Genomic DNA, 26797 nt, shown 5'->3' with positions numbered 1-26797 from the left:
GGCCTACTTCACCGCTCCCGCTGTCATGCCCATGATCAGATAGCGCTCGAGCGCGATGCCGATGACGGCTAGCGGCGCGATCGCGGCGGTGGCAAGCGCTGCCATCGACCACCAGTTGATGCCTTGCGAGCCGGTCTGGCTAGCCACCATCACGGGTATCGTCTTGGCGTCGGTGGAGGTCAGCAGTGCGGCGAAGAAATACTCGTTCCAGCACAGCACCATCGCCAGGATGAAGGCGGCGACCATGCCCGGCAGCGCGATTGGCATGACGATGCGGAAGAAGGCGCCCCAGATCGAAAGGCCGTCGACAAGGGCCGCTTCTTCGAGCTCGACCGGAATGGAGTTGAACTGGTCGCGCATGATCCAGATGACGATCGGCAGCACCATCAGCGTGTAGAGCAGGATCAGCCCGATGCGCGTGTCGAGCAAGCCGACTTCCCGGTAAAGCACCAGGAAGGGCAATGCCAGCACCACCGGCGGCAGGATCAGTTGCGACAGGAAGAAGAACGAAATGTCCTCGTTCTTGAACCAGGCGAAGTGATAGCGGTAGCGCGTGAGGCCGTAGGCCGCCAGGCTGCCGATGACGATGGCGAGGCTCGACGCCCCGACCGAGGTGATGACCGAGTTCATGAAGCGCTTGAAGAACTCGTCACGCACCGTGGATGTCTGGAAGATCGAGTCCGGCGAGAGGCCGAGCGATCGCCAGCCCTTCCAGTCCGGCTGGAAGTCGATGAAAGGGATGAGATGGCCTTGCGTGACGTCGACCGCCGATTTGAACGAGGTGGTTATCGTCCAGTAGATCGGGAACAGGCAGATGAAAGCCCAGAACACCAGCGCGCCGTAGATGAAGACGCGGCTTGTGATGAAGCTCGCCGGAGAGCGGATTTCGGAAACGGTGTACTCGGTGGTCTGAACGCTCATGATCCGGCCACTCAGTTGACGTTGCGCACGAAGCGGTTGGCGAATTTCAGCAGCCAGGTCACGAAGACGACGATGATGACGAGATAGGCCATCGCCAGCATGGTGCCGTAGCCGACATTCGAGCGGTCGCGGTATTCGCGGTAGATGAAGCTCGACACGGAATCGGTGGCGCCGCCGGGGCCGCCTGACGTCACCGTGATGATGATATCGGCAAGTTTCAGCTTGAAGATGATGCGCAGGATCACCGCCGTCACCGACACCGGCAGCATCAGCGGAAAGGTGACCTGCCAGAAGGTCTGCCAGGCATTGGCGCCGTCGACCCGTGCGGCCTCCAGAACCTCGCGCGACATGGCCTGCAGGCCGGCCAGCAGCATGATCATCATGAACGGAATGAAGGTCCAGGCATCCAGTATCATGACCGAGATCCGCGCGGTGATCGGATCCGAGAAGAAAGCCGGATTCTCCCAGCCGAGATGGCGCGCCAGCGTTGCCGCCGGCCCGAACCGGTACTCCATGAGCGATTTGCCGATCATCCACGACACGGCGACCGGCGACAGCATCAACGGCATCAGGAAGACGACGCGGAAGAACTTGCGCGCTCGGATCTGCGCGTTGAGCAGCAGCGCCAGCCCGAAGGCGATGACATATTCGACCAGCACCGCCAGCACGTATAGCACCATGTTGAACAGCGCATTGCGGTAGTAGGGGTCGTTCAGCATCTGCCAGAAATTGTCGAGCCCGTTGAATTTGCGGCCCGAGAACGAACTCAGGTTCCAGTCGGTCAGCGCAATGTAGAGGCCGAACAGCGTCGGGAAGATCACCATGGCGATGGTGAACAGCAGCGCCGGCAGCAGGAACAGCGCACGCTGGCCGTCCTCGCCGCGCGTCAGCACCTGGCCGATGCCGAGCGCCACGCCCCACAGCACATAGGCATAGACAACCGGGCGCCAGGTTTCGAAGCCGATCGTGTCGGTATCGGTCTTGTACAGTATCTCAAGTACGATCGTCGCCAGCAGGCCGAGCGTCGCGGCGGCCATCAGCGCCCAGCCAAGCCGTTTGCGGCCGGGAGAGATCAGATCATAGGGGGCGGCATCTGCCGGCCACTGGTTTGCGGTCGAAGTCTGGTCAGCCACAAATCTCGCCCGTTTGGAAGGCCCTACTTGGAGCCGGAGCTGGAGGCTGTGGTCCGGCGTTGCCGCCGGACCACGGGTTCATAGCGCAGCCTACACGCCGAGTGAGGCCTTGTAGAGCTTGACTTGCTTTTCGCGGCCGATCTGGTCGGTCAGCTTTTCCCAGGCCGCGGCAATGGCGTCAGCGCCTTCCTGCGCCTTCATCTTGCCGGCGAAGGTGTTGGCCAGGATGTCCTCGGCAGCGCTGTAGTACTGGAAGATGCCGGGGATGCGCGGCTCGATCGCCCCGTTCGGATGGTTGTAAGAGTTGAACTGGGAATCAAGGTAGTTCGTGATGAACGCCTTGTCGTAGCCGGCGGCTACCCATTCCTCGATGTCGTGCTGGCTGTTGCGGTAGCACTGGAAGCCAGACGGATACATCGCCGTCCAGATCGCCAGATCCTTGCCGCCGAGATGCGCCGCCGCGCTCCAGGCGGCCTTCTGCTTCTTCGGATCGCTGTCGACGCGGGCCATGACATAGACGCCCCAGCCGAGATAAGCGAGGTTGGGCGCGTAATTGGGGCCGCCCGGCAGCTTGTCCCATTTGCCGGTCTTGGAGTTGTAGACGTCATCCGAGCCCGGCAGGATATCGAAGCCGCAAAGGTCGCCAACCACCGAGGAATCGTTGGTTTTGACGTTCGAGCCGATGTCGCCCCACCAGGGGATCATCGAACCGGTTCCGGCCAGGAATTGCTGGAAACCGGTGGTGTTCGGGTCGGCGTTGATCTGGTCGGCTGGCTCGGAAGGCAGGGCGTCGATCACGTCCTGTATGGCGCGCACCCAGGCCGGATTGTTGATGCGTGGCTTCATCGTGTCGGCGTCGAACAGCCACGCCTTGTCGTCGGGATGCTTGGCGTAGGCGCTGGCGCGGCTGCCAAGGAAGTAGAAGCCAAAACCGCCCCAAGGCTTGGGTGCATCGAGATAGCCATAGACATCCTGGCCCTTGAATTTCTTGCCCTTGAGGAACTTGGTCACGGCCTGCACCTGCTGCCAGGTCTTCGGCACGCCCCATTCGCCGGCACCGCCGCCGTCCTTCCACTGCTTGGCGAGATCGGCATCGGCGAACACGTCGGCGCGGTAGTTGAAATTGTGCGTGTCGCCGTCGATGGTCACGCGATACTGCTTGCCGTCCCAGGTGCCGACCGGCGGCTTCAGGTAGTTGACCAGATCCTCGATATCTATCTGCTTCTTGACCCAGTCGGGCATTTCGGAAGTCAGGCCCTTGCCGCACACGTCGCCTTCGAAAGGCGCGCCCATCTCGGCAATGTCGAAGTCCACGGTGCCGGTGGCAATCGACTGCTGCAAGCGGGCGTTGTAGTCAGCCTGCGCCAGATCGATCCAGCTGATCTTGGCGCCGGTATAGGCTTCCCAAGGCTTCAGGAAGCCGCGGAACAGCACATTGTGCAGGTTCTGGTTGTTGAGGCCCATGAATTTGAGCTCGACACCGGCGAACTCGCCTTCCTTGACACTTGCCTTGGTCGCATCGAGGCAGAGCTCACCCACCTTCTGGAAATCAGCATCGGTCGGCTGGCCCTTGCCAACGCCCGGAATCTGCAGGATTTTCGCGCGAAGTTCGCTTGCGGCCGAGGCAGGACGCGTCAAGGCGCCGAGTCCCGCGCCGGATGCCGCTGCCATCGCGGCCATGCTGGCCGCCCCTTTCAGTATGTCGCGCCTGGTAGCGCCCGCACGAACCAGTTTCTCGTAAAGATCTACTCTCATCGACTATTCCTCCCAGAACATCAGTGTGAATGGATGTGGCCAACCTGTCGGACGCTGGAACGCCAGCGGTTCTCTCGGCTCGTGAACGAAATTATGCAGGACCCCACCTGCTCGATTTAAAGTTCCGGTTGCGGATTGGCTCCGGCATTAGGACCAGCCCCACCACTATTCTCACAACCAGCTGCCGTGTCAACGAAAACGGGTTTTTATCTATAAGAGTCTGTCTTGCTCTGGCAGGTCGCGTTGGTTAGCTTCTGCGCCTGAGATACCGGCAGGCAGCCGGAAGGGGAGGATATGGCTCAAGTCGCAATTCGCAATGTGGCCAAGGCGTTTGGACCCGTAAAGGTCCTGCACGATGTCAGCGTCGACATCGCCGACGGACAGTTCGTGGTGCTGGTCGGCCCGTCAGGTTGCGGCAAGTCCACGCTGTTGCGGATGGTGGCCGGGCTCGAGACTGTTTCCGGCGGCACCATCGCCATCGGCGATCGCGTCGTCAATCATTTGCCGCCCGCCAAGCGGGACATCGCCATGGTGTTCCAGAACTACGCGCTCTACCCGCACAAGACGGTGGAGCAGAACATGGCCTTTGCGCTCAAGCTGCGGAAAACCGATCCGGCCGAGGTTAGCGAACGCGTCAGGCGGGCAGCCGAGATTCTCGACCTCGCGCCGTATCTCAAGCGCTACCCCCGGCAGCTTTCGGGCGGCCAGCGCCAGCGTGTCGCCATGGGCCGTGCCATCGTGCGCAACCCGCAGGTATTCCTGTTCGACGAGCCGCTGTCCAATCTGGATGCCAAGCTGCGCGTGCAGATGCGCACCGAGATCAAGGAACTGCATCAGCGCCTGAAGACCACCACGATATATGTCACCCATGATCAGATCGAAGCCATGACGATGGCCGACAAGATCGTCGTCATGCGGGATGGCCGCATCGAACAGGTGGGAGCCCCGCTGGAACTCTTCGACAAGCCAGCCAACCTCTTCGTTGCCGGCTTTATCGGCTCACCGTCGATGAACCTGCTCAAGGGTGTCGTGCGCAAGGGCGAAAAGCCGGGCGTCGAGATTGCCGGAACGTTGTTTCCCATCGCAGCGACCAGCGGGGCAGAGGACGGGCGCGATGTCGTCTATGGCGTGCGGCCCGAGCATCTTGAAATCCATCCCGATGGCGTGCCCGCGCGCATCTCGGTGGTCGAGCCGACCGGCTCCGAAACCCTGGTATTCCTGCGCTTCGGCGACGGCGAGATGGTGGCGCTGTTTCGCGAGCGTCACGATTTCAAGCCAGGCGATACGCTCCACCTGAAGCCAAGGCTGGATCAGGTTCATCTTTTCGATGCGGAGACCGGCAAGCGTCTCTGATATCAAATCCCCTTGCACGAGGACCATCATGCTCAAGAATATCAGCCCGCTGCTCAACGCCGACGTGCTTCATGCGTTGCGGGCGATGGGGCATGGCGATGACCTGATCATCGCCGACACAAATTTTCCTTCGGATTCGATCGCGCGCCAGACCCGTCTCGGCAAGCTGCTGAGGATCGACAATGTCACCGCGGCCGAGGCTGTTACCGCCGTGCTGTCGCTCTACCCGCTTGACACTTTCGTCGATGATTCCGCCGCACGGATGGAAATCGTCGACAAGCCGAACGAGATTCCACCTGTCCAGCAGGAGGTACAGAAGGCGATCGACAAGGCCGAAGGAAAATCCTGGCCGATGATGCCGGTCGAGCGCTACGCTTTCTACGAGCGCGCCAAGCAGGCCTATTGCGTCATCCAGACCGGTGAGCGCCGCTTCTACGGCTGTTTCGCCTTCCGCAAGGGCGTCGTGCCGCCGGATGCGGAGTAGCGGCATGGTCTCCGGCAAGCCAATCGTCGTCCTCGGTGTGTTCGTCGCCGACACCGCTTACCGGGCGCAGCGGCAGCCGCGCATGGGTGAGACGGTCCTAGGGACATCCTTCACGCTCGGACCTGGCGGCAAGGGCTCCAATCAGGCCGTTGCCGCCGGCAAGCTCGGCGCCGACGTCACCTTCCTGACGCGTCTCGGCGTCGATCCCTTCGCCGAGATGGCCAGGCAGACCTGGGCGCAAGCCGGCGTCAGGAATGCCGTGATCGATACGCCTGAGAGTTATACGGGTGCCGCCTATATCTTCGTCGAGGAGGCGACCGGCAACAACGCCATCATCGTGAGCCCCGGTGCGGCGATGCTGATCTCGCCTGATGACATCGAGGCCAATGCAGCCTTGATTCGCACAGCCGGTGTTTTCGTCACTCAACTCGAACAGCCGATAGACGCCGCGATAAAGGCGCTGGAGATCGCGTGCGGGGCAGGGGTCACGACGATCCTCAATCCGGCGCCGGCGGCAAAGCTGCCCGATGGCATCTACGCGCTCTGTGACTATCTCACGCCCAATGAGACCGAAGCGGCTGAATTGACCGGAATAAAGGTCGTTACGGTGGACGATGCCCGGCGAGCCGCCGCGAAGCTGCTCAAAATGGGCGTCGGAGCGGTCATCATCACGCTTGGCGAGAAGGGCGCATTGCTGCACGACGCGACGCGTTCGGAACATGTCCCAGCCGTCAGTGCCGGCCCGGTGGTCGAGACCACGGGGGCGGGCGACGCCTTCAATGGTGGTTTCGCAGCGGCGTTGTCGCGGGGTGTCGAGCCCCTGCAAGCGGTACGCTTTGCCAGCGCGGTCGCCGGCATTTCCGTGACGCGGGCTGGCACTGCGCCATCCATGCCGACATTGCAGGAAGTTGAGGCGCTGCTCGCCAAGGGCTAATGCCGCAGCGGCAACTGAAGTGGTGGGCGATGACGGACTCGAACCGCCGACATCTTCGGTGTAAACGAAGCGCTCTACCAACTGAGCTAATCGCCCGCTCCGGCCGGACCTTTAAGCAGTTAGGAGAGGCTTCGCAAGGCCAAATGAGCGTTTGCCGGCGTAGTCCGCAGCCGTGATCCGCGACAAAATGGTGCCTGTCAAAAAACCTTCTCTAGTTTGCTGTTATGCTGTCCAGGTGCGCTTGACACCCGGTAACGAACCCCTTATCCACCGCCCCAACGACGAACACGGCTGACACGTGCTCGTCAATGCGCGGGTGTAGCTCAGTTGGTTAGAGTGCCGGCCTGTCACGCCGGAGGTCGCGGGTTCGAGCCCCGTCACTCGCGCCATTTCTCTCAAGGGTCAACGATCCTTGGTCTAAGAGAAATGTCGACGTTTTTTGTCAAAATCCTCTCCTTGAAGAGTTGAGCTCAGGTGCACTGCTTCGCAGTGCTCATTGGCTTTCCATCCTTGCAATTTGGATCAGAAAGCAGACTTCCCCCACCGCTCCCGAGTTGCCCTTCAAATATCCGGATGGCGGCGCTTGGCATGGCCAGGCTGGGATCAGCGACCGATAGCGACGACAGCGCCATCGCGCGCATACCCGATCGGATCGGTAGTTGAGGCTCGCTACATGGTCAGCGCACCGACGTATTTGGCCGAACCGACTTCCGATCGGATTTGAAGCATTTCGTCCTCTTGTCCGCGACATGTGGAAAAATTGCATCCTGACAATTGACGGCACCGGTCGAAGTCTGCACTATTAAATCAATTTGATTGACTTCAAAAATCATAACCGAGGGAACGTGAGAATGGGACAACACAAAAGCGTAAGCCGCATTGTTTCCGCGCGTGCCGGCTGGGCCGCGGCGACGGCCATGGCGGCTCTGATGGCCTGGGGCACCGGAGCCGCTTCGGCGGCTGAAGCCGTGCTCACCATGCACATCGAGGAGCAGACCAGCTGGGTCCAGAACTTCAATCCTTTCGACCTTGCCGGCCGCCGGCAGAGCACGATGGATTTCATCTATGAGCCGCTGGTCATTTTCAACGCGCAGGACGGCGGTAAGCCGGTTTGGCGCCTGGCGACCGGCTACAAGTTCTCCGACGACCTGAAATCGATCACCTATGAATTGCGACCCGGTGTGAAATGGTCCGATGGCCAGCCGCTGACGTCGGCTGATGTGAAATACACGATCGACCTGATGCTGAAGAACGCCGCGCTCGACATCGTCGGCGTCGGCCAGACGGTCGCCTCCGTCGAGGCTCCGTCGCCGACCGAGATCAAGATCAATCTCAAGGCGGTCAATTCTGATTTCCCGGAATCGATCGGCGATCTTCCGGTTGTACCCGAACATATCTGGAAGGACGTTGCCGACCCTGTCGCGTTCAAGAACGACAAGCCGATCGGGTCGGGCCCGATGACGGAACTGCGCCGCTTCACGCCGCAGGTCTATGAGCAGTGCCGCAACCCGAACTACTGGGACGCTGCGTCGCTACATGTCGATTGTCTGCGGCTGCCGCAGATTTCCGGCAACGACCAGATGCTGGCCACCTTGCCAGAGGGCAAGATGGACTGGATCGGCTCGTTCATCCCCGAGATCGACAAAACCTTCGTCGCGCTCGATGCTGATCACAACGGGTACTGGCAGCCGCCGGCCGAGACGGTTGCCTTCCAGATGAATTTCAAGAGCACGAACCCCGGCAACCTCGAAGCCTACAAGGACCTGAACTTCCGCCACGCCTTCAGCCTGGCGATGGACCGCACCGCAATGGTTGATATCGCGGGCTTCGGTTATCCGGTTGTCAACTTGCATGCGTCGGGCCTGCCGCCGCGTTTCGAATCCTGGCGCAACAAGGATGCCGAAGGCGCCAAGGACGAATTCATGGGGTTCGACACCGCCAGGGCAAACAAGATCCTTGACGATGCCGGCTACAAGAAGGGCGCCGACGGTTTCCGCACCACACCGACCGGAAAGCCGATCGCCTTTCCAGTCATCGTGCCGAACGGCTGGACGGATTGGATCGATGCGGTTCAGATCGCGGTCGAAGGTCTGCGCGCTGCCGGCATCAACGCTTCGGTGGCCACGCCGGAATATGAGCAGTGGCAAAAGCAGATCCTCGACGGCAGCTTCGAGGTCGTCATGAACTCGCGTGCCGATGGCGCAACACCGTTCCGTGGCTACTATCAGAGCCTGTCGACGAATTATGGCGGGCGCATCACCAGCGCGCCATCGCGCTATTCCGATCCCAAGCTTGATGCGCTCTTCGATCAATATTCCAAGGTGACCTCGGACGAAGATCACAAGAAGATCTTCAACGAGATCCAGGTGCTGATCGCCGATGGTTTCCCGGTCGTGCCGGTGTTCAACGGCCCAACCTGGTACCAGTATTCCAGCAAGCGCTTCACCGGCTGGGTCACCGACAAGGATCCGGTGATGAACCCGGAAGACCATGACAACAACCGCATGCGCCTGATGCATCTGCTACGTCTCAAGCCAGTTCAATAAGAACCGGACGAGAGACAACGGAATGCATATTTCCCGGCGGCGCCTCGGCGTCTACGCAGTCGCCCTGGCATTCGCCATTGTGATGAACTTCGTGCTTCCCCGGCTTATGCCGGGGAGCCCCGTCGATGCCATGATCGCGCAGCTCGGCCCGCGCGCGACGCCCGCGGCCATCGAAGCGATCAAAGCGCGCTTCGGCGCAGTCGATCAGCCGCTGCTGTCGCAGTTTGTCGACTATCTCAGGGGGCTTGCCACCTTGGATCTCGGCGTTTCGGTAAAGTATTACCCGCAAACGGTAACGCAGGTCCTGGGCCGCTCGGCAATCTGGACCTCGTTTCTGGTGGTCACCGCCATCACCTTCTCACTGTGCGTCGGCGTCGTGCTCGGAGCCGTGGCCGCGTGGCGCCGTGGCGGCCGCTTCGACACCATCGTCTCACCGCTCGCCGTGATCATGATCGCCATCCCACCTGTCATCATCGCCCTGACCACGCTGTTTGTCTTCGCGGTTTCCTTGCGATGGTTTCCGGTCGGCTATGCCTATGATCCAAATCTTGATCCGGCCTTCAATTTTACCTTCATCGGCAGTGTTTTCGCGCATGCGATCCTGCCAGTCCTGACACTGTCGCCTTACCTCATCGGTGAATTCCAGACGACGATGCGCTCGTCGATGATTTCGGTGCTCGGCGAGGACTACGTGACGATGGGCCGGGCGAAGGGCCTCAGCCACCAGGCCGTCATTTTCAGCTATGGCGCGCGCAATGCCATGCTGCCGGTTCTGACCAACCTGGCATTGATGCTTGGCGCGGTCTTCGGTGGCTCGATCGTGACCGAGATCGTCTTCAACTACCCGGGCCTGGGCCTGACGCTCTATACCGCCAGCATCACCCGCGACTATCCGGTCATCCAGGGCCAGTTGCTTTTGATGACGCTGGCCACGCTTGGCGCCAATCTGCTGGTCGACATCATCTACGGGCTTGTCGACCCCAGGCTGCGGGAGGCATCCGAATGAAACTCGCTTTGCAGCCCATCCTTGCACAGAAAAAGGCTGTCGCCGGTCTGATCATCATCGTGGTTCTCGGGCTGATGGCGCTGTTTGCTCCCATCATTGCGCCGGGCGAGCCCGCCGCGCGTGTCGGTCGTTCGCATCAGCCGCCATCCGTCGAGCATGTGATGGGCACCACCAAGATGGGGCGCGATGTCTATCGCCAGTTCGTCTGGGGCGCGCGCACCTCTCTCGCGGTCGGATTTGCCACAGGGATTGCCATTACCATTCTCGGCACCGCGATCGGGCTCATCGCTGGCTATGTCGGCGGCAGGACGGACGCCGCGCTCGATCTCTTTACCAATGCCGTTCTGGTGATCCCGAACCTGCCCCTGCTGATCCTGCTTGCATCCTTTGCCGGCACGGTCGGGCCGATGACGATCATGGTGATCATCGCGCTGACCTCATGGCCGTGGGGCGCGCGGATGACACGTGCGCAGACGCTGGCGCTTCGCAACCGCGATTTCGTCACCGCATCCAAGATGATCGGCGAGCCGGCATGGCGCATCATCTTCGTTGAAATCCTACCCAACCTGACGCCGCTGGTCGGCATCAATCTCGTCGGCAGCATCATCTACGCCCTGGTCGCGCAAACGACGCTCGAATATCTCGGCTTTGGCGACCCGCTGAAAGTCTCCTGGGGCACGATGCTCTACAATGCCCAGAACTCGTCGGCGATCATGGTCGGCGCCTGGTGGGATATCGGGGCGCCGGCAGCCGGCATCGCGCTGACCGGCCTGGGTCTCGCGCTGCTCAACTTCACCTTCGACGAGATTGCCAACCCGCAACTTCGCTCCGGTCCGGCGCTGACGCGCTGGTTCCGCCTCACGCGCGTCCGCAACCGGCAGCTGGAGGCGGGTCGATGAGCGACAATTTGCTGGAAATCGAGAGGCTCAATGTCGACTACCTCGTCGACAAGGGGGAATTCCGGGCCGTCAAGGAGGTCTCCTTCAACATCGGGCGCGGCGAAATCTTCGGACTGGCCGGCGAGTCCGGTTGCGGCAAGAGCACCATCGCCTATGCCATCACGCGCCTTTCCAAGGCGCCGGCCTGGATCAGCGGCGGCAGCATCCGGCTGGACGGGTGCGATCTCCTGCGCCTGCCCGAGCGCGAGATGCAGAAAATCCGTTGGAAGCGCATCGGCATGGTGTTCCAGAGCGCGATGAATTCGCTCAATCCGCTGATGCGGGTCGAGGCGCAGTTCCATGATGTCCTGCACCGGCATACCGGCTGCTCACGGCAGGAATCGCGGGCGCGCGCCGATGAGATGTTTCGCCTCGTCGGCATTCCCGCGCATCGCGTCAGCGACTATCCGCATCAATTTTCCGGCGGCATGCGCCAGCGCATCGTGATCGCCATCTGCCTGGCGCTCAAGCCCGAACTCATCATCATGGACGAGCCGACGACGGCACTCGATGTCGTCGTCCAGCGGGAAATCCTCGAACAGGTCGTCGACCTGCAGCGCAGCTACGGTTTCTCGGTGCTGTTCATCACGCATGACCTGCATCTGATGGGGCAGCTCAGCCAGCGCATCGGTGTCATGCTGAAGGGGGAACTCGTCGAAGTCGGTGACGTGCGCCAGATCAGCGAGGCGCCTTTGCACGCCTACACTCGCAAACTGTGGAACGCCATTCCCCAGATTCCCGGCAAGACACATCTTTCGGGTATCCCGGCATGAGACCCCAGGCAAATCCATATGGTGCCGGCCCGGTCATCCGGCTTGACAGGATAGAACGCCATTTTGGCGCGGTGCGGGCGTTGAAGGGCGTATCCTTCTCGCTCTTTCCCGGCCGTGCATTGGCACTGGTCGGCGAGTCCGGTTGCGGCAAGACGACCTGCGCCCGCATCATCGCCAGGCTCGACAGACCGACGGGCGGCGCGCTCTTCTTCCGAGGGCAGAACCTGACGGCGCGCGGGCAGGCGAAAGACGAGCATCTCTACCGCAAAAACGTACAGATGGTCTTTCAGGACCCTTTCTCGTCACTCAATCCGGTCTTCACGGTAAGCCACCATCTGTTGCGGCCGCTGCGGCTGCATGGGCACGGCGCGTCCAGGCCGGCCATCGAAGACAACATTGCCCAGCTGCTGGCGAGCGTCGGCCTCGATCCGGCTGTGACGAAACACAAATTTCCGCACGAACTCTCCGGCGGCCAGCGCCAGCGCGTCAACATCGCCCGGGCGCTCGCTGTCCAGCCGAGCGTCCTGGTCGCGGACGAACCGACCTCGATGCTCGATGTGTCCATTCGCAAGGACATTCTCGACCTGCTTGCCCGGGTGAAGCGGGAGAAGGAGCTCGCGATGCTCTACATCACGCATGACATTGCGACCGCTGCGCATGTGGCCGAGGAGATCGTCGTGATGTTCGCCGGCCAGACGGTGGAGTGGGGTGACACCGACAGCGTGCTGGCCAATCCAGCCCACCCTTACACGCAACTCCTGCTTTCGGCGGTCCCTGATGGCCGCCCGTTCGTCAGGGGCGACAGTGCGCGTTTTCTCGAACAGGCGGAAAAGGTGCGGGCGTTGAGCCGTCCCGAATCCACTGTCATCGAGCAAATCGGCCCCAATCATTTCAAGCGCGCCCTTGGCGCCGCGACATAGAGGATGGTTTCGTGGACTATCTGGTGAACCTTTCCACCTTGCCGCAGGACGCGCAGTCAACCGAGCGGATGGCGCGCGAAGGCGTGACCATCCGGCGCGCCCTGTCACCCGAACTGAACCTCATCGTGCGCTGGGTCGAGGCGCGGTTCGGCGACGGCTGGGCGAGCGAGACGACCATCGCCATGGCGCGACAGCCGCCGGCCTGCTTCATCGCCACGCGCGAGCAGAAGCTTCTGGGTTTCTCCTGTCACGAGGCGACGGCGCGCGGCTTTTTCGGTCCGACGGGCGTGGAAGAAAGCCAGCGCGGCTTGGGGGTTGGCCGGGCGCTGCTCTTCGCCAGCCTCAACGACCTGAAGGCCATGGGCTACGCCTACGCGATCATCGGCGACGTTGGACCATCCGCGTTTTACGAAAAAACGGTGGGTGCCATGCCGATCCCCAATTCCAGCCCGGGTGTCTATGCCGGACTCCTGAAATCCAAATTCCAGTAAGTGAAGAGTGATCATGTCTGCACCGCGACTCCTGGCCCTGCGGCTGGAAACCCTTTGGGAACCGCCATCGGATGGCAAGGACCTCTCCTATATCCTGTGTCTGAAGAATTCGGGCGCTGAGCCGATTTCGGGCTTCGCGCTCTGTGTCTCCGGACCCGGGCGCGTCGATCCGGCGGGTCGTGTCGAAGGCGCGACCATCGCCAGGCGGCTCTCGAACTTCACTGAATTTCACCCACCGGCGGGCTTTGTGCTGGGCTCGGGCGAAACCTGGACGATTGCCGTCCACGCGTTGAGCTGGAACTTCCGTCACTGGACCGATGGCGCGACATCGGCCTATCTCGTGCTTGCCGACGGCAGAACGATTTCGCTCGGCGTTGAGCCGACCCGCTCCACTGCAAGCAACGCGCCCTTGAAGCGTGGCGCCGAACTCTATCCCGTCCCGGCCAATGCCCCGGTGAAAGTGTCGATCATCCCTTGGCCGAACCATGTCGCGGTCTCGTCGCGGCGTCCGCTGCCGGCGGGGTTTTCGCTACAGGCGCATGATCCTGAAGCGAAGGCGGCGGCGAGAGGATTCACTGCGCTGGTTGAGCATCTCTTCGCGGTCGAAGGCATTGTCCGCCCGGAAGCAGAGGGCGCCGTTCCCGTCGCCTTGAAAAAGGCCGCCGGATTTGGCCCGGAAGCCTACCGGCTGAGTTTCGAGGCCGAGACGATCACCATCGAGGCAAGTAGCCAGGGCGGCTTCTTCTATGGCCTGGTCACACTCGGTCACATCTGGCGCGGCGCCAGGCTGCATCCGCAAGTGTTCCAGTTTCCGGCACGCGGCGAGATCGTCGATGAGCCATCGATGGGCTGGCGGGGGCTGCATCTCGACGTTGCCCGTCAATTCTATGCCGCGGCAGAGATCAGGAAACTGGTAGCGATTCTCGCCTGGAACAAGCTCAACCGGTTCCATTGGCACCTTTCCGACGATGAAGCCTGGAGGGTCGAGATTGACGCCTATCCGGCGCTGACGCAGATCGGCGCCTGGCGCGGCCACGGTCTTGCCGTTCCGCCGCTGCTTGGCTCGAGTCCCGCCCGCAGCGGTGGCTACTACACAAAATCAGTCATCCGCGAGATCGTCGCCTCTGCCCAGGGTTTTGGCGTGGAGATCGTGCCGGAGATCGACATGCCCGGCCATTGCCACGCCATGCAGCTGGCAATCCCGGAGCTGCGCGATCCCGACGAGCTGGGCAGCTACTACTCGGTCCAGGGTTTTCCCGACAATTGCATCAATCCGGCGCTCGAAAAGACCTATGAGGTCGTGGAGACCATCCTCGACGAACTCATCGATCTGTTTCCTTTCAAGACGATCCATATCGGCGCCGACGAAGTTCCAGTCGGTGCGTGGTCGGGCTCGCCAATCGCACTTGAACGGTTGCGGGCATTTGCCGGTGACGCGGTTACCGACCGGCACGCCAAGCGATTGAATGTCATCACCAACAAGCATGGCGCCGATGACATCGACGGTTCTGGGGCCGCGATCCTACAAGCGGAATTCCTGGAACGCATCCAGCGCTTCCTGGCACGGAGAGGCTGCGTCACCGGCGGCTGGGAGGAGGCGGCGCATGGAGACCGCATCGACAAGGCAAACAGCTACCTCTGCGGCTGGCGCAATGTCGAGGTCTCTGCGGGTTTGGCCGAGCGCGGCTACGAGATGGTGGTCTGTCCCGGGCAGGTCTACTATCTCGACATGGCATTGCGCCCCGACTGGGATGAACCGGGCGCCAGCTGGGCCGGCAATTCGGACACAGAGACGCTCTATGGTTTTGATCCGGTCCAGGGATGGACGGAAGCACAGAAAGAAAAGCTGCGCGGCATTCAGGCCTGCATCTGGTCGGAGCCCATGACCGATCGCGCGGTCTTCGACCGGCTGGTTTTCCCGCGCCTTTCGGCGCTGGCTGAGACAGGCTGGACGAAGCCGTCCTCCAAGTCGTGGGAGCGTTTCAGGGCGCTTGCCGGCCTGATGCCGCTGCTCTACGGCCAGCTACAACAGAGCTAACCAAGCGGCTTCTGCAGCACGTCGAAGCGCGGATTGGTTTCTGAGAAGATCGGCAAGGCGGCGGCACCAAGGATAGCGGTGTCCTTGCCGCTCATGCCGATCATGACGCGCGGAACGGTCCGCTCCTGCGCGGTCGGATCAAGCGGCTTGTGCAGCGGCTCCAGCCGCTCGGCGAGCCGCCGCATCATTGAAGTTGGCGCACTGCCGCCAAGAACGATGGTCTTCGGATCGAAGGCAAGCTCGAGGAAATCGAGGGTCTGCCGCAGCGGCTGCACGGCTTGATCGAGCCACGCCTCGAGGCCATCGCCCCCCTTTTCGACAAGCCTGTCGAGGTCGTCCGGCGGCAGCCCCTCGGCCTTGTCTATTCCCATCAGTTCATAGGCGACGGAAGGAGAGATGTAGCGGTCCAGGCATCCGCGCTTGCCGCAGCTACAGGGCCTGCCGTTCGGTTCGACAATAATGTGGCCAATCTCACCGGCATTGCTGTGGCTGCCCTTGTAGAGCTGTCCGTCGAGAAACATGCCGGCGCCGATGCCGCCGTCTCGGGCGAGGAACAGATAGACAAAGCTGCTGAAACCGCGCGCGACACCATGCAGCCGTTCGCCGATCGCCGCCGCCGCCGCGTCGTTTTCGACCAGGACCGGGACCTTGACCCGCGCCTCGAGTTCGCGGCCAACCGGAAAGTTCTGCCAGCCCGGCAGGTTGTCCGGGCTGAGTGACGTCACGCCGCCGTCGGCATAGCGGCCGGGCAGGGCCATGCCCACCCCCAGCAGCCGGTTGCGGTCGAAGGCGAAGGCACCTTGCAAATCCGCCACGATGCCTTCGAGAGCCGGCATGGCGTGCTCGGGATCGGGATAGTCGACATGACGTTCGGTTCGCGCGCATACCGCCCCGGAAAGGTCAGTCAGGACCCCCGCCGCCCGCTGGCGGCCAAGTTCGAGGCCGATCGAATAGGCACCGTGAGGATTGATCGAATAGGGGATGATCGGCTGGCCACGTGCCTGCCTTTGCGCCTCGGCCGGAATGAGCAGGTGCGACTTCTCAAGTTCCTCGACGATGTTCGACACCGTCTGCGCCGTCAGCGCCGTCATGCGAGCGATCGCCGCACGCGACAACGGGCCATTGGCGCGGATGGATTCAATCACCACGCGCCGGTTGTGCGATTTGGCCTGCTCGAGGTTGGTGCCTGATATTGTTTTCATTTTCGACCGCTGTGCCCACTCAATGCGAGCAGCCGGCCGGTTTGTCAAATGGCGGGCGGCAAACGAAAGGCATGCTCGAGGCGTAAGCGGAATCTCAGCGAGATGGTTCCGCCGAAACGGCAAGTCGCTTGACGACATGGATGCAGTCTTTCGGCAGTTCCGGATCGAGCAGCGGTTCGAACCCGACCGCCCTGTAGAAACTCAGCGCGTCGTGATTTTCGGGGTCTACGCCAAGGCAAAGCCCTGCTGAACCGCCGGCGGCGAGGCGCTGTTCGAGAAAGGCCATTGCTCGCCTGCCGATGCCTTTGCCGCGCGCCTCCGGCAAGAGATCGATATGGCCGTGTGACGGATACGCGGCCAGCGCTTTTGGGACCGCGAAATCGGGATGATGGATCAGGTGGCGCGCCCAGTCGCTGCCGCGCCAAAGTGAGCGATCGGAGCCAGGATTGGCGACGCTGGCCTGGAGGCGAGGGTACCACTCAACGGCCAATTTTGCGTTGAAGCTGCCTGTATCAGCCACGCCAAGGACATAGCCTGAGGCGCCACTTGGGCCATCGATGATGAAGGCGAGGTCGGGCTCGAACAGTTGATAGGGAATTGTGTAGATCTGGCCGAGCAGCGTCGGGTCGTCCTCACGTGCTGTCGCGTCCTTGCCGGCATCGCCAGTCTTCAGGCAGATCAGGGCAAGAGCGGGATGATCGGATCTGCTTGCCTGGCGCAAGGCAAACCCGTTGCCGAAATCGAGCATCACGGCGGCAGCAGCCTGAAGTCGGCGCCTTCGGGCAGGAGCTGTCCGCCATCAACCACGATGGTCGTGCCGGTGATGTAGCTGGCGTCGTCGGAGGCGAGGAACAGGAACGCATTGGCGATATCGCGCGGGCTGCCAAGCCGCCCAAGCGGTATGGAGTCCTCCATGCCCTTGATGAAGGCAGCACCGCGATGCAGTTGAATGGCTTCGGTCAGTATGTTGCCGGGTTCAACGCCGTTGACGTTGATGCCATATCCGGAGAATTCCAGCGCCGCCGAGCGGATGAAGCCGTTGATGCCGGCCTTGCTCGCCGAGTAATGGCCGTGACCGGGACTGGTGACATGCGGGCCGGTGATAGACGAAGTGAACAGCATGCGGCCTGAGTGCTGCGCCTTCATCGGTAAAAGGGCAGCCCGGGCTGCGTTGAAGGTGCCGCGCAGGTTGACCGCCATGACGCGGTCCCAGTCATCCGGACTGGTGTTCTCGATCAACTGCCAGGGATAGATGCCTGCATTCTGGACGATGATGTCGAGCCGGCCGTGGTGCTTCAGGGTCAGCGCCACCGCGGCCTCCGCGTCGGCCATTTTCGAGATGTCGGTGTGAATGAAGCCCGCGCCCATTTCATTGGCTGTTGCCTGTCCGGCCACGGCCTCGAAATCGGCCAGCACGAGGCTAGCGCCTTCCTCGGCAAAGCGCTGCGCAATGCCCTTGCCGATACCGCGCGCCGCGCCGATGATCAGCGCGACCTTGTTGGCGAGGCGGCCACTCATGCCAGCCTCTGCCGAATGGTTTGCTTGAAGGCGTCGAGCAGCACGGCGGCCAGCACCAGCAGGCCATGGATGACCTGGGTGAAATTGGCGGGCAGGCCCATGAGATTGATCGCCGTGTTGATCGCCGAAAGCAGCAGCACACCAGCGTAGACGCCGGGGAGGGTGCCGACACCGCCCTTCAGGCTGACACCGCCGATGACGACGGCGGCAAAGGCGTTGAACAGCAGGCCGACGCCGAGATTGGCGGTGGCGCCAGAGGTGCGGATTGCCAGCAGCCAGCCGGCAAGACCCGCGATGGCCCCGGCAAGCACGAAGGCGATGATCAGGTTGCGGTTGACGCGGATGCCGGCGCGGAAGGTCGCCGTCTCGTTGCCGCCGATCATCACCAGATGCCTGCCAAACGGTGTCTTGGCCATGATCAGCGAGAAGATGACGAAACAAGCGATGGCGATCCAGGCGGTGAGCGGCAGGCCAAGCAGGCGCTGGATACCGAACCAGCGGATGGCTGGTGCCAGATCCTGCGCAGAGCGGCCGCCGGAGATGACAAGCACCAGGCCGCGCACCCAGATATAGGATGCAAGCGTGATGATGAAGGCGCTCATCTTGACCCGCACCACGAGATAACCGTTGAAGGCGCCGATCAGGCCGCCGACAGCAAGGGCGAGCAGCAGCGACACCGGGACCATCAGCCATTCCGGATGCAATTGAACGCCAAGGCCTATGCCCGACGAGCAGAACAGGATGCCGACCGCCATCGCGCTGAGCGCCGCCACGGATTCGACCGACAGGTCCATGTGGCCGGCGATGATGACCAGCGCCAGGCCGATCGACATGACGCCGAGCACGCTGGAGGCCTCGATGATGTTGGCGAAAATGCCGAGCTGGAAATAGTTCGGGATCAGCAACGAGAAGATCACCAGAACGAACAGCAGCATGAACCAGACAAGGTTGTCGAGGATGAACTCGAGGGCGTGGCGGGTGCGCGGGTTCATGGGCCGATCCGGTTGGCGCACGCCTTCCGGGAATCAATCCGATTCCCGGAAAGGATCATGCGCGGATGAGAAATGCGGGAGGTGGCTCCGGGCCGCTTTGGCCCGGAGCCACCTGTGCGACGTGCCTATTCGACCGACTTGACGGTATCCGTCGGCGGCTTCTGGTTGCCCCAGAAGGCCGGATTGTCGACATTTTCCTTGGTGATCGCGGCACCCGGGATCTTGATGTTCGGGCCCCAGGTCTCCTTGGTTACGGTCGATTTCAAACCGAGCACGTCATATTCGCCGGGCTTGATTTCTTCCTTCTTGGCGATCTTGTCCATGAACATGGCAACCGCGGCGGCTTGGGCGTAGAGCGGCTGCTCGACTTCGACATTGAGCCAACCCTTGCGGATCAGGTCGAGGCCGACCGGCGCGCCGTTCGAGCTCATCAGCATCACATCGCCCGGCTTCTTGCCGGCGGACTCAAGCGAGGCGACGGCAGCGACCGACAGGTGAGCGGCATGGCTGAAGATCAGGTCGATATCGGGGTTGGCAAGCATCTGGTCCGCAACAATGGTGCCGGCGTTGCTGGCTTCCCACTGCATGGCCGGAAGCGAGATGATCTTGACGTCCGGGAACGCCTTCATCTTCTCCTCAAAGCCCTTCTGGATGTCGAGCGTGTAGGGATCGCCGGGGTCACCCAGCACCTGCAGGACCTTGCCTTTCACCGAGCCGTTCTTGGCCTTCAGAAGCTTCTCGGCTTGATCAGCGGCGACATAGCCGATCTCGATGGTTCCCGCGACCGACGTGAAGTCGGAGGGTGTCGAGGTAATCTGACGGTCGAACTCGACCACCGGAATACCGGCGGCGCGCGCTGCTTCGATGGATGGTTTCAGCGCGTTGAAATCGACGGCGGCCAGGATGATCGCGGACGGCTTCAGCGCAATGACGTCGTTCATCTGCGACTGCTGCGCGTCGGTCTTGTTGTCGGCGTTCAGCGTCTTCATCTCATAGCCGACCTGCTTCAGGAACAGCTCCAGCGCGCTCACCGAGCCGGTCTGGAACTCATCGAGCAATGTCGGCACCATGTAATAGACGGTTCCCTTGGACTGCGCGAATGCCGGCATAAGCGTGGCAAAGGCCAGTGCCAGGATACCGAAGAGAGCAAGAAGTATTCGCTTCATGTCGTTCGCTCCTGTTAAGCCGGACCCCTCTCTTTGTCCCTCAACCTGCCGGTCCGGCACCGGCAAGCGTCTCACCGGTGATCATGTTGATCACCGCATCGGGACTTGTCTTGTTGCGTGCGACATCGCCTGCCACGACGCCTTGGCGGATCACCACGATCCGGTCGGCGACCTGAAAGGCCTGTTGCATGATGTGGGTGATGATGACGACACCGATGCCCTGGCTCGCCACCTGGCGGATCATGTCGAGACCGCGCCGCGTCTGCTCGACGCCGAGTGCCGCGAACGGCTCGTCGAGAAGCACCAGCTTGCCGCCCCAGTGGACGAACCGGTTGAGTTCGATGGCTTGCCGCTGGCCGCCCGAGAGGTGTTCGACATTGGCGCGCAGCGACGGGATGCGGGTGCCGGCGCTGGCCAGTGCCTTTTCGACCACGTGCTCCATCGCGCGCTCATCAAGCACGGGAATGCCAAGAACCTTCCTAGTGATTTCGCGGCCCATGAAGAAATTGGCCACGACGTCAACATTGGTGCAGAGCGAGAGGTCCTGGTAGACGGTTTCGATACCGGCCGCCTTGGCCTCGGCCGGGGATCTGGCCAGGAACTCCTTGCCCTCGAACAGCATGCGGCCGGAGGTCGGCTCGAGGCCGCCGGCAATGATCTTGACCAGCGTTGACTTGCCGGCGCCGTTGTCACCCAGCAACGCCACGACTTCGCCGCGGCTGATCGAGAAGCTGATCCCCTTCAGCGCTTCGATCGCGCCATAGTTCTTGGTCACATTGTCAAGCACCAGCAGAGGTTCACTCATGCTGCAATCTCCTTACCTGTCAGAAGATCGCGACCGCGTTCGCGGTCGGCGGTGAATATCTGGCCGAAGCGTGGCGAGAGCACACCCGAAACGGCAAGTGCGGCGGCCCCACGCATCACCGAGTGCTGGCCGCCGCGTGCGACGACGATCCGTGGTGTCGTGCGGTCGTTTCGCGCGGAGACGGAGTTGTGCAGGTGGGCGGTGGAGCCGGCAAGGCGTTCGAGCAGGTCGATGGAAGCCAGCCCGCCCAAGATGACGGTCTCTGGGTCGAACAGGTTCTCGATAATGGCGATGGCGTTGTGGAAGATGGGGGCGACCTCGCTTACCCAGTCGGCTTCGCTGCCATTCCAGCGCCGCAGCGCTTCAAGCGAGAGATATCTTTCGAGGCAGCCGCTGTTGCCGCAAGGACAGGGCTCGCCGCCGGGGACGACAGGAATGTGCCCGACTTCGCCGGCATTGCCCCAGGCACCACGCAGCACGCTGCCGTCATGCACCATCACGCCGCCGAGGCCGACGCCGAAATAGAGATAGTAATATTCGGAATACTGAGCGCCCAGCCCATAAAGGCGCTCGCCCATGGCGGCGGCGGCCATGTCGGTCTCGAAAAACGCCGGCAGCCCGGTCGAGGCCGCCAGCCGCTCGCGCAGCGCCACGTCTTTCCAGCCGGTCATGGTGGTTGGACCGACAAAGCTCATGGACTCGACACCGAACGGGCCGGGCAGGGCCATGCCGACGCCGAGAACGCGTCCTCCTGCCCGCAATCTGGTCAGGTCGACGACCATGGCCGCGATCAACTCGAACGCGTGGTCGGGCGTAGCGTTTGGAGCTTCGCGGTAACTGCTTTCGATAACGTCGCCGCTGAGATTGATCAGCGCGGCGTTGATGCCAAGCGGCGTGATGTGGACACCGACGGCATAGCCGCCCTCGGGATTGATCCTGAGTGTTGCCGGCGGCAAGCCGCGCCCTTTCGGCTCTTCGCGCAGGGAAAGGATGTAGCCGTGCTCTTCCAGCTCGCGGACAATGGTCGACACGGTCTGGACAGTGAGCCCGACCCGGCTTGCGATATCGCCGCGCGCGATCGGGCCATGAAGGCGGATGGACTCAAGCACGATGCGCCGGTTGTACGGCCGCCCGAATTCCTGATTGGTCCCCCGCAGTGCCATGCCTTGCGTCCCCTAGGAGAGATCAGCTTCGCATCCGCTATTTATTCAGTCAAATGGAATTCAAAAATAATTTCACTGCTCAGGTGAGGGATCGGCGTGGCGGGTTTAGGACCTGCTCACATGCTGCCCTTGGCTGATTGCCGACGCGGGGAAACCGCTTCATTGGTGCCTGAGACCAAAAACCGGCCATCGAGCTACGCATGGAGAAAAGATGATCGAACTGCCATTCGCGCGCGACGAGTATCAGCAGCGGCTTCGAAAGATCCGTGCCGAGATGGCGAGGCGCGGCCTCGAACTGCTTGTCGTCAACGACGTTGCCAACCAGCACTACATCACCGGCTATGATGGCTGGTCCTTCTACACGCCCCAGGTGGTGCTCGTTCCGCTCGAGGAGATCGAGCCGGTCTGGATAGGGCGCGCGATGGATGCCGCGGGCGGCCTTCTGACGGCCTGGATGAAGCCCGAGAATGTCGTCGGTTTCCCCGAGGATCACGTTCAGCGCGCAGATCGCCATCCCATGGACTGGATTGCTGCCTGGATCGTCGCGAACGGCTGGGGCACCAGGCATATCGGCATCGAACTCGAAGCCTATTATTTCTCGCCAAAAGCGCATGCCAGGCTCGTCGCCGGACTTCCCAATGCAAAATGGCATGATGCCGATCTCCTGGTGAACTGGATACGCGCCGTCAAATCGGCACCCGAGATCGACTATCTGCGCAAGGCATCGACCTTGGCCGAAGCAGCGGTCACGCGAGCCTTCGAAGTCATCGCGCCAGGGGTTCGCGAGTGCGACGCCATCGCCGCCATCCAGGCGGCCCAGATCGCCGGCAGCCCCGATTTCGCCGGCGACATCACCGCGCTTCCCCCGACAATCCTCGGCGGTGAGAATGCATCCGCGCCGCACATCATGTGGAGCGACAGGCGGTTCGGAGACAACGAGACGATCGCTCTGGAACTCGCCGGCGTCTGCCGCCGCTATGCCGCCGGGCTCGCGCGGACCATGCAACTCGGCAAGACGCCGGCAAATGTTTCGGACACGGCAAAGGCGGTGATCGAAGGCATGGACGCGGTGCTCGATGCGGTAAGGCCAGGAACGACAGCCGAAGCGGTCGAAGCCGCCTGGCGCAAGGTAATTCAACGCTACGGTCTCAAGAAAGAGTCGCGCATCGGCTATTCCATCGGCGTTGCCTATCCCCCGGACTGGGGCGAACACACGATCAGTCTGAGGCAAGGGGACAAGACAGTGCTTGTATCAGGCAACGTCGTTCACTCCATCCTCGGCATGTGGATGGATGGCTGGGGCATCGAGATCAGTGAAACCATCCTGGTCACCGAAACTGGCAACGAGACCCTGACCAAATTTCCCAGGGAGATTCATGTCAAATCCTGAGGGGCAAACCATGACAGGCGCTGCCGCAGCGCCCATCGCGGCCGATATCGACACGGGAATTCTCGATCGGATGATCGAGATCCGCCGCCATCTGCACCGCAATCCCGAGTTGTCGAACCAGGAAGCGAACACGCAGCGCTATTTGCGGCGGATGCTGGCTGGTGAAGGCATCGCTGATGTTCGTGATGTCGCGGGCTACGGTCTGGCGGTTGACATCGTTGGCACAGGCGCACCGTCGAACCGCAAACTGGCCATCCGTGTCGACATCGATGCCTTGCCTATCGAGGAGGAATCCGGAGTCGAATTCGCGTCGATCAACCCCGGCGTGATGCACGCCTGCGGTCATGACGCCCACGCGTCGATGGGCTTTGCGGCTGCCGCGCATCTTCACCGATCAAGGGCTGATTTTGGCGGTACGGTGCGGCTCATCTTCCAGCCGGCCGAGGAGGACGAGCCGTCAGGCGGGAGACGTGTGGTGGAGGAGGGGCTTCTCGACGACGTCGATGCCGCGATCTGCATTCATGTCGATCCCTATACACCATCCGGCAAGGTCGCGGTCGCCTCCGGTCCATACACACTTGCCTGCGATACGTTTGATATTGTCGTCACAGGCTCGGCCGCGCATGCGGCGAAGCCCTATGAAGGTGTCGACGCGATTGCCGTGGCGTGCTCCATCGTGGGCGAACTGCAGAAGATCGTCTCACGCGAGATCGATCCTTACGATCCCCTGGTCATATCGGTGACGACCATCCAGGGCGGCAGCGCCTACAATGTGATCGCTGGCAGGGTCACGCTGAAAGGGACCATCCGCAGCGGCAGCGATGCAACCCGCGAGCACGCTTGGCGCCGCGTCCGCGCGGTATCGGAGGGAATAGCGGCGAGCCACGGCGCCAGTGCTCAGGTCGACCTTCACAAGGGCGAGCCAGGCGTCGTCAACGATGTCGAGATGACAGAGCTGATTGTCGCCAGCGCCAAAGCCTGCATCGGGGCCGACAATGTTCTCAGCACACCGGGTTGGACCATTGCGGACGACTTTGGCTACTACAGCGAGAAGCGCCCGTCGGTCTATTTCCGGCTGGGGATTCGTAACGAAGAGGTCGGGTCGGTCTTTCCGCTTCACCACGCCCGGTTTCGTGTCGATGAAGCCGCTTTGAAAATCGGTGCCGCCACTTTGGCTTCAGCGGCGACGATGTTCCTGTCGATGCGGGGGGAAGAATTCGCCTGACCGTGACAGACAGGATCAGACTCCGCCTTACAGATACTGCGCGACTTTCCTGCCGACGGTCAGGAAGCGCAACGGATCGATCGCCTCACCGTTGTGGCGAACCTCGTAATGCAGATGCGGACCGGTCGAGCGGCCACTGCTGCCGGTCTTGCCGATGATGGCGCCGGCATCGAGCTTCTGACCGACGGTCACGTCGATCTCGCTCAAATGGCCATAGCGTGTCGCGAAACCATTGCCGTGGTCGACTTCCACCATGCGGCCGTAACCGCCGTTCCAACCGGCCTTGGTGACGATGCCGGGCGCTGTGACCTTGGCGGACATGCCGATCGGTGCCCTGAAATCCATGCCGGAATGCAGCGCGGCTGTACCCAGGATAGGGTCGGTGCGCACCCCGAACGGGCTGGTCACGGAATGGCCGGGGGCAGGGTTGGTGAGCGGCAGCTGGCGCGCTTCCTTCTTGAGCTCATCGAGCGTGTCCAGCGCCTCGTCGAGCTCCTTGACCTTGCTGTCGAAGATCATCGAGCTGTCGAGCGGAATCAGCGGGCCGCCGGCATCGCTCTTGCCAAAGTCGCTGTCCACCGGCAGGCCGGCGGCCTCCAGCGCCTGTGTGATGGCGTCGGCATTCTTGTAGGCGTTGTCGGCAAGCGTGCTGATGCGGGTCAGCTGCTCGCTCTCGATCGATTTCAGGGACTGGTTGATCGACACGAACAATTTGTCGGCGCGATCGGCGGCGGAATCATTTGGCAGCGGCTCGGAGCGGGTCGACCAAAGCGAGAACGGCCTTGTGTCGCCGTCGCCCGGATTGGCGCTCAGACTGGCGACCGCATAGTTTTGCGGAGCCTGGCTGATGCTGCCGGTCACTTCCGCGCGTTTGTCCGGTTTTGCAACCGCGGCCGGATCCGCGACGGGTGCCGTTCCGACCTCGTTCTCGGCGCGCTCGAGCAGTGGCCCGAGACGGCCATGGCGCTGGCTCAGCTGGCTCTGGCGTTCGATCAATTCGCTGACCTTGGTTTCCATCAGCCGCTGGTCGAGCAATTGCCGGCTGGTGATGCGGTCGACCTGCGCGCGAAGCGCCGAAATACGGTCCTCATAGGCCTGCTGCATGCGCGCCTGGCGCGCCGTGGTCGCGCCGATCAGGTCGTCGCGCAGCACGAGATAGGAGGTTGCCAGGAGGTAGCCAATAGCGATCGCCGCCAGGGCGGAGCCGAGAACCGCGACCAGCCAGGGTCTTACCGTAAAGTGCCTGATTTCATTGCCCCGGGCGATGATGACCGTATGGGGCTCCTTGCGCCTGCCGAATACTGCTGACTGACCGGTTACGTTCACGGGACCAAGCTTTCGTTTACGACACCACGACAGCTTGATTACACATTATTAGGGTTAACAAAGTTTTGCCGAATTGAGTGCGCCGGAATTAATGCACGCGGCGCGGGCAAAAGGTTGCACGAGGATTTCCAAAAGACGCCCCTGGATGTCCCCTGGCTTAGTGCCAGGGGGAGCCATCAAAGGGCGCGGACAGCTTCCAGAACCTCTTCCGCATGGCCCTTGACCCGAACCTTGCGCCAGATCCTGGCGATCCGCCCATCGCGGCCGATCAGGAATGTCGCGCGCTCGACACCCATGTAGTTGCGGCCATACATCGATTTCTCGACCCACAGATGGTAGGCCTCGATCACCTTGCGCTCCTCGTCGGCGGCGAGATCGATGGTGAGATTGTATTTCGACTTGAACTTGTCGTGCTTCTTGACCGTGTCGGGCGACAGGCCGATCACGACGGCGCCTGCCTTCTCGAATTCCGGCTTCAGCTGCGAAAAGCTGATGGCCTCTTGCGTGCAGCTTGTTGTGTCGTCTTGCGGATAGAAATAGAGCACAACGGGCTTGCCGGAGGATGCGGCAAGGCTGACTGATCCGCCGCCATCTCGCGGGAGGTCGAATTGCGGTGCAGGATCGCCTAGGTTGAGGTCAGCCATACCGATGCCCTTGTTTGAGGTTACGCGCGTAGCCACACCGATATAGTGTCGAGCGGGGATTCGTCCACGATCGA

The 26797-nt window shown here is 61.9% G+C and carries 24 protein-coding genes and 2 tRNA genes; 13 read left to right on the top strand and 13 right to left on the bottom strand.

Features of this window, described 5'->3' with window-relative positions; genetic code table 11:
• Window positions 1-3: 3 nt before the first annotated feature.
• From GA829_RS24265 to GA829_RS24255, 3 genes are all read right to left on the bottom strand, one after another.
• On the bottom strand, window positions 4-921 hold the full coding sequence (locus tag GA829_RS24265) for a carbohydrate ABC transporter permease (protein WP_027057238.1): 918 nt from the start codon (window positions 919-921) through the stop codon (window positions 4-6).
• 11 nt (window positions 922-932) lie between these two features.
• Window positions 933-2054, bottom strand: a complete 1122-nt coding sequence (locus GA829_RS24260; protein WP_195175127.1) for a carbohydrate ABC transporter permease — start codon at window positions 2052-2054, stop codon at window positions 933-935.
• Between the two features lie 90 nt (window positions 2055-2144).
• Window positions 2145-3809, bottom strand: a complete 1665-nt coding sequence (locus GA829_RS24255; protein ID WP_195175126.1) for a type 2 periplasmic-binding domain-containing protein — start codon at window positions 3807-3809, stop codon at window positions 2145-2147.
• A 294-nt stretch (window positions 3810-4103) separates the two neighbouring features.
• Here GA829_RS24255 and GA829_RS24250 point away from each other — a divergent pair, with 294 nt between their 5' ends.
• From GA829_RS24250 to rbsK, 3 genes are read left to right on the top strand one after another with little or no spacing between them, the layout of a single operon-like run.
• On the top strand, window positions 4104-5162 hold the full coding sequence (locus GA829_RS24250) for an ABC transporter ATP-binding protein (protein WP_195175125.1): 1059 nt from the start codon (window positions 4104-4106) through the stop codon (window positions 5160-5162).
• Window positions 5163-5190: 28 nt separating this feature from the next.
• The gene (locus GA829_RS24245; RefSeq protein WP_195175124.1) at window positions 5191-5646 is read left to right on the top strand and encodes an RbsD/FucU family protein; all 456 of its coding nucleotides are present in this window, start codon (window positions 5191-5193) and stop codon (window positions 5644-5646) included.
• Window positions 5647-5650: 4 nt separating this feature from the next.
• Window positions 5651-6580: a ribokinase gene (gene rbsK / locus GA829_RS24240; protein WP_195175123.1), complete on the top strand. Its 930-nt coding sequence runs from the start codon at window positions 5651-5653 to the stop codon at window positions 6578-6580.
• Window positions 6581-6600: 20 nt separating this feature from the next.
• Here the strand turns inward: rbsK and GA829_RS24235 are convergent.
• A tRNA-Val gene (locus tag GA829_RS24235) sits at window positions 6601-6676 on the bottom strand.
• A gap of 216 nt (window positions 6677-6892) precedes the next feature.
• Between GA829_RS24235 and GA829_RS24230 the strand changes: the two genes are divergently transcribed.
• The 8 genes from GA829_RS24230 to GA829_RS24195 all read left to right on the top strand — a co-directional run bounded on the left by GA829_RS24230 (window position 6893) and on the right by GA829_RS24195 (window position 15292).
• A tRNA-Asp gene (locus tag GA829_RS24230) sits at window positions 6893-6969 on the top strand.
• Between the two features lie 462 nt (window positions 6970-7431).
• Window positions 7432-9126, top strand: coding sequence for an ABC transporter substrate-binding protein (locus GA829_RS24225; RefSeq protein ID WP_195175122.1), 1695 nt, complete (start codon window positions 7432-7434; stop codon window positions 9124-9126).
• Window positions 9127-9148: 22 nt separating this feature from the next.
• A complete protein-coding gene (locus tag GA829_RS24220; protein WP_195175121.1) occupies window positions 9149-10132 on the top strand; it encodes an ABC transporter permease in 984 nt (327 codons plus the stop codon).
• Window positions 10129-11031, top strand: a complete 903-nt coding sequence (locus tag GA829_RS24215; RefSeq protein WP_195175120.1) for an ABC transporter permease — start codon at window positions 10129-10131, stop codon at window positions 11029-11031. The genes GA829_RS24220 and GA829_RS24215 overlap by 4 nt, the downstream gene beginning before the upstream one ends.
• Window positions 11028-11843 carry an ABC transporter ATP-binding protein gene (locus tag GA829_RS24210; RefSeq protein ID WP_195175119.1) on the top strand — a complete coding sequence of 272 codons (816 nt, stop codon included), beginning with the start codon at window positions 11028-11030 and terminating at the stop codon, window positions 11841-11843. Before GA829_RS24215 ends, GA829_RS24210 begins: the two co-directional genes overlap by 4 nt.
• Window positions 11840-12763 carry an ABC transporter ATP-binding protein gene (locus GA829_RS24205; protein ID WP_195175118.1) on the top strand — a complete coding sequence of 308 codons (924 nt, stop codon included), beginning with the start codon at window positions 11840-11842 and terminating at the stop codon, window positions 12761-12763. Before GA829_RS24210 ends, GA829_RS24205 begins: the two co-directional genes overlap by 4 nt.
• An 11-nt stretch (window positions 12764-12774) precedes the next feature.
• A complete protein-coding gene (locus tag GA829_RS24200; RefSeq protein WP_195175117.1) occupies window positions 12775-13254 on the top strand; it encodes a GNAT family N-acetyltransferase in 480 nt (159 codons plus the stop codon).
• A 13-nt stretch (window positions 13255-13267) separates the two neighbouring features.
• Window positions 13268-15292, top strand: coding sequence for a beta-N-acetylhexosaminidase (locus GA829_RS24195; RefSeq protein WP_195175116.1), 2025 nt, complete (start codon window positions 13268-13270; stop codon window positions 15290-15292).
• On the opposite strand, the gene GA829_RS24190 is transcribed toward GA829_RS24195, so the two are convergent.
• The 7 genes from GA829_RS24190 to GA829_RS24160 form a co-directional block, all read right to left on the bottom strand.
• Window positions 15289-16494: an ROK family transcriptional regulator gene (locus tag GA829_RS24190; RefSeq protein WP_195175115.1), complete on the bottom strand. Its 1206-nt coding sequence runs from the start codon at window positions 16492-16494 to the stop codon at window positions 15289-15291. The genes GA829_RS24195 and GA829_RS24190 overlap by 4 nt on opposite strands.
• Window positions 16495-16588: 94 nt before the next feature.
• Entirely contained in the window at window positions 16589-17242 is a 654-nt protein-coding gene (locus GA829_RS24185) for a GNAT family N-acetyltransferase (protein ID WP_258052360.1), read from the bottom strand.
• A complete protein-coding gene (locus GA829_RS24180; RefSeq protein WP_195175113.1) occupies window positions 17242-18012 on the bottom strand; it encodes an SDR family NAD(P)-dependent oxidoreductase in 771 nt (256 codons plus the stop codon). The genes GA829_RS24185 and GA829_RS24180 overlap by 1 nt, the downstream gene beginning before the upstream one ends.
• Complete coding sequence (locus tag GA829_RS24175) at window positions 18009-19004, bottom strand: ABC transporter permease (protein ID WP_195175112.1); 996 nt, start codon at window positions 19002-19004, stop codon at window positions 18009-18011. The genes GA829_RS24180 and GA829_RS24175 overlap by 4 nt, the downstream gene beginning before the upstream one ends.
• Before the next feature lie 125 nt (window positions 19005-19129).
• Window positions 19130-20170, bottom strand: a complete 1041-nt coding sequence (locus GA829_RS24170) for a sugar ABC transporter substrate-binding protein (protein WP_195175111.1) — start codon at window positions 20168-20170, stop codon at window positions 19130-19132.
• A 40-nt stretch (window positions 20171-20210) separates the two neighbouring features.
• Window positions 20211-20975, bottom strand: a complete 765-nt coding sequence (locus tag GA829_RS24165; RefSeq protein ID WP_195175110.1) for an ATP-binding cassette domain-containing protein — start codon at window positions 20973-20975, stop codon at window positions 20211-20213.
• Window positions 20972-22138: an ROK family transcriptional regulator gene (locus GA829_RS24160; protein WP_195175109.1), complete on the bottom strand. Its 1167-nt coding sequence runs from the start codon at window positions 22136-22138 to the stop codon at window positions 20972-20974. The genes GA829_RS24165 and GA829_RS24160 overlap by 4 nt, the downstream gene beginning before the upstream one ends.
• Window positions 22139-22349: 211 nt before the next feature.
• Here GA829_RS24160 and GA829_RS24155 point away from each other — a divergent pair, with 211 nt between their 5' ends.
• The gene (locus GA829_RS24155) at window positions 22350-23528 is read left to right on the top strand and encodes a M24 family metallopeptidase (RefSeq protein WP_195175108.1); all 1179 of its coding nucleotides are present in this window, start codon (window positions 22350-22352) and stop codon (window positions 23526-23528) included.
• Between the two features lie 10 nt (window positions 23529-23538).
• Window positions 23539-24753: a M20 metallopeptidase family protein gene (locus GA829_RS24150; RefSeq protein ID WP_258051883.1), complete on the top strand. Its 1215-nt coding sequence runs from the start codon at window positions 23539-23541 to the stop codon at window positions 24751-24753.
• A 27-nt stretch (window positions 24754-24780) separates the two neighbouring features.
• Here the strand turns inward: GA829_RS24150 and GA829_RS24145 are convergent, their stop codons facing one another.
• Window positions 24781-26079, bottom strand: a complete 1299-nt coding sequence (locus GA829_RS24145; protein WP_195175106.1) for a M23 family metallopeptidase — start codon at window positions 26077-26079, stop codon at window positions 24781-24783.
• Window positions 26080-26255: 176 nt separating this feature from the next.
• On the bottom strand, window positions 26256-26723 hold the full coding sequence (locus tag GA829_RS24140) for a peroxiredoxin (RefSeq protein ID WP_195175105.1): 468 nt from the start codon (window positions 26721-26723) through the stop codon (window positions 26256-26258).
• Window positions 26724-26797 lie beyond the last annotated feature (74 nt).

This window comes from Mesorhizobium sp. INR15 (assembly GCF_015500075.1).
Lineage (GTDB): Bacteria > Pseudomonadota > Alphaproteobacteria > Rhizobiales > Rhizobiaceae > Mesorhizobium.
The sequence above is the reverse complement of the archived record's forward strand: the minus strand, read 5'-3'. Positions and strand labels throughout refer to the sequence as shown.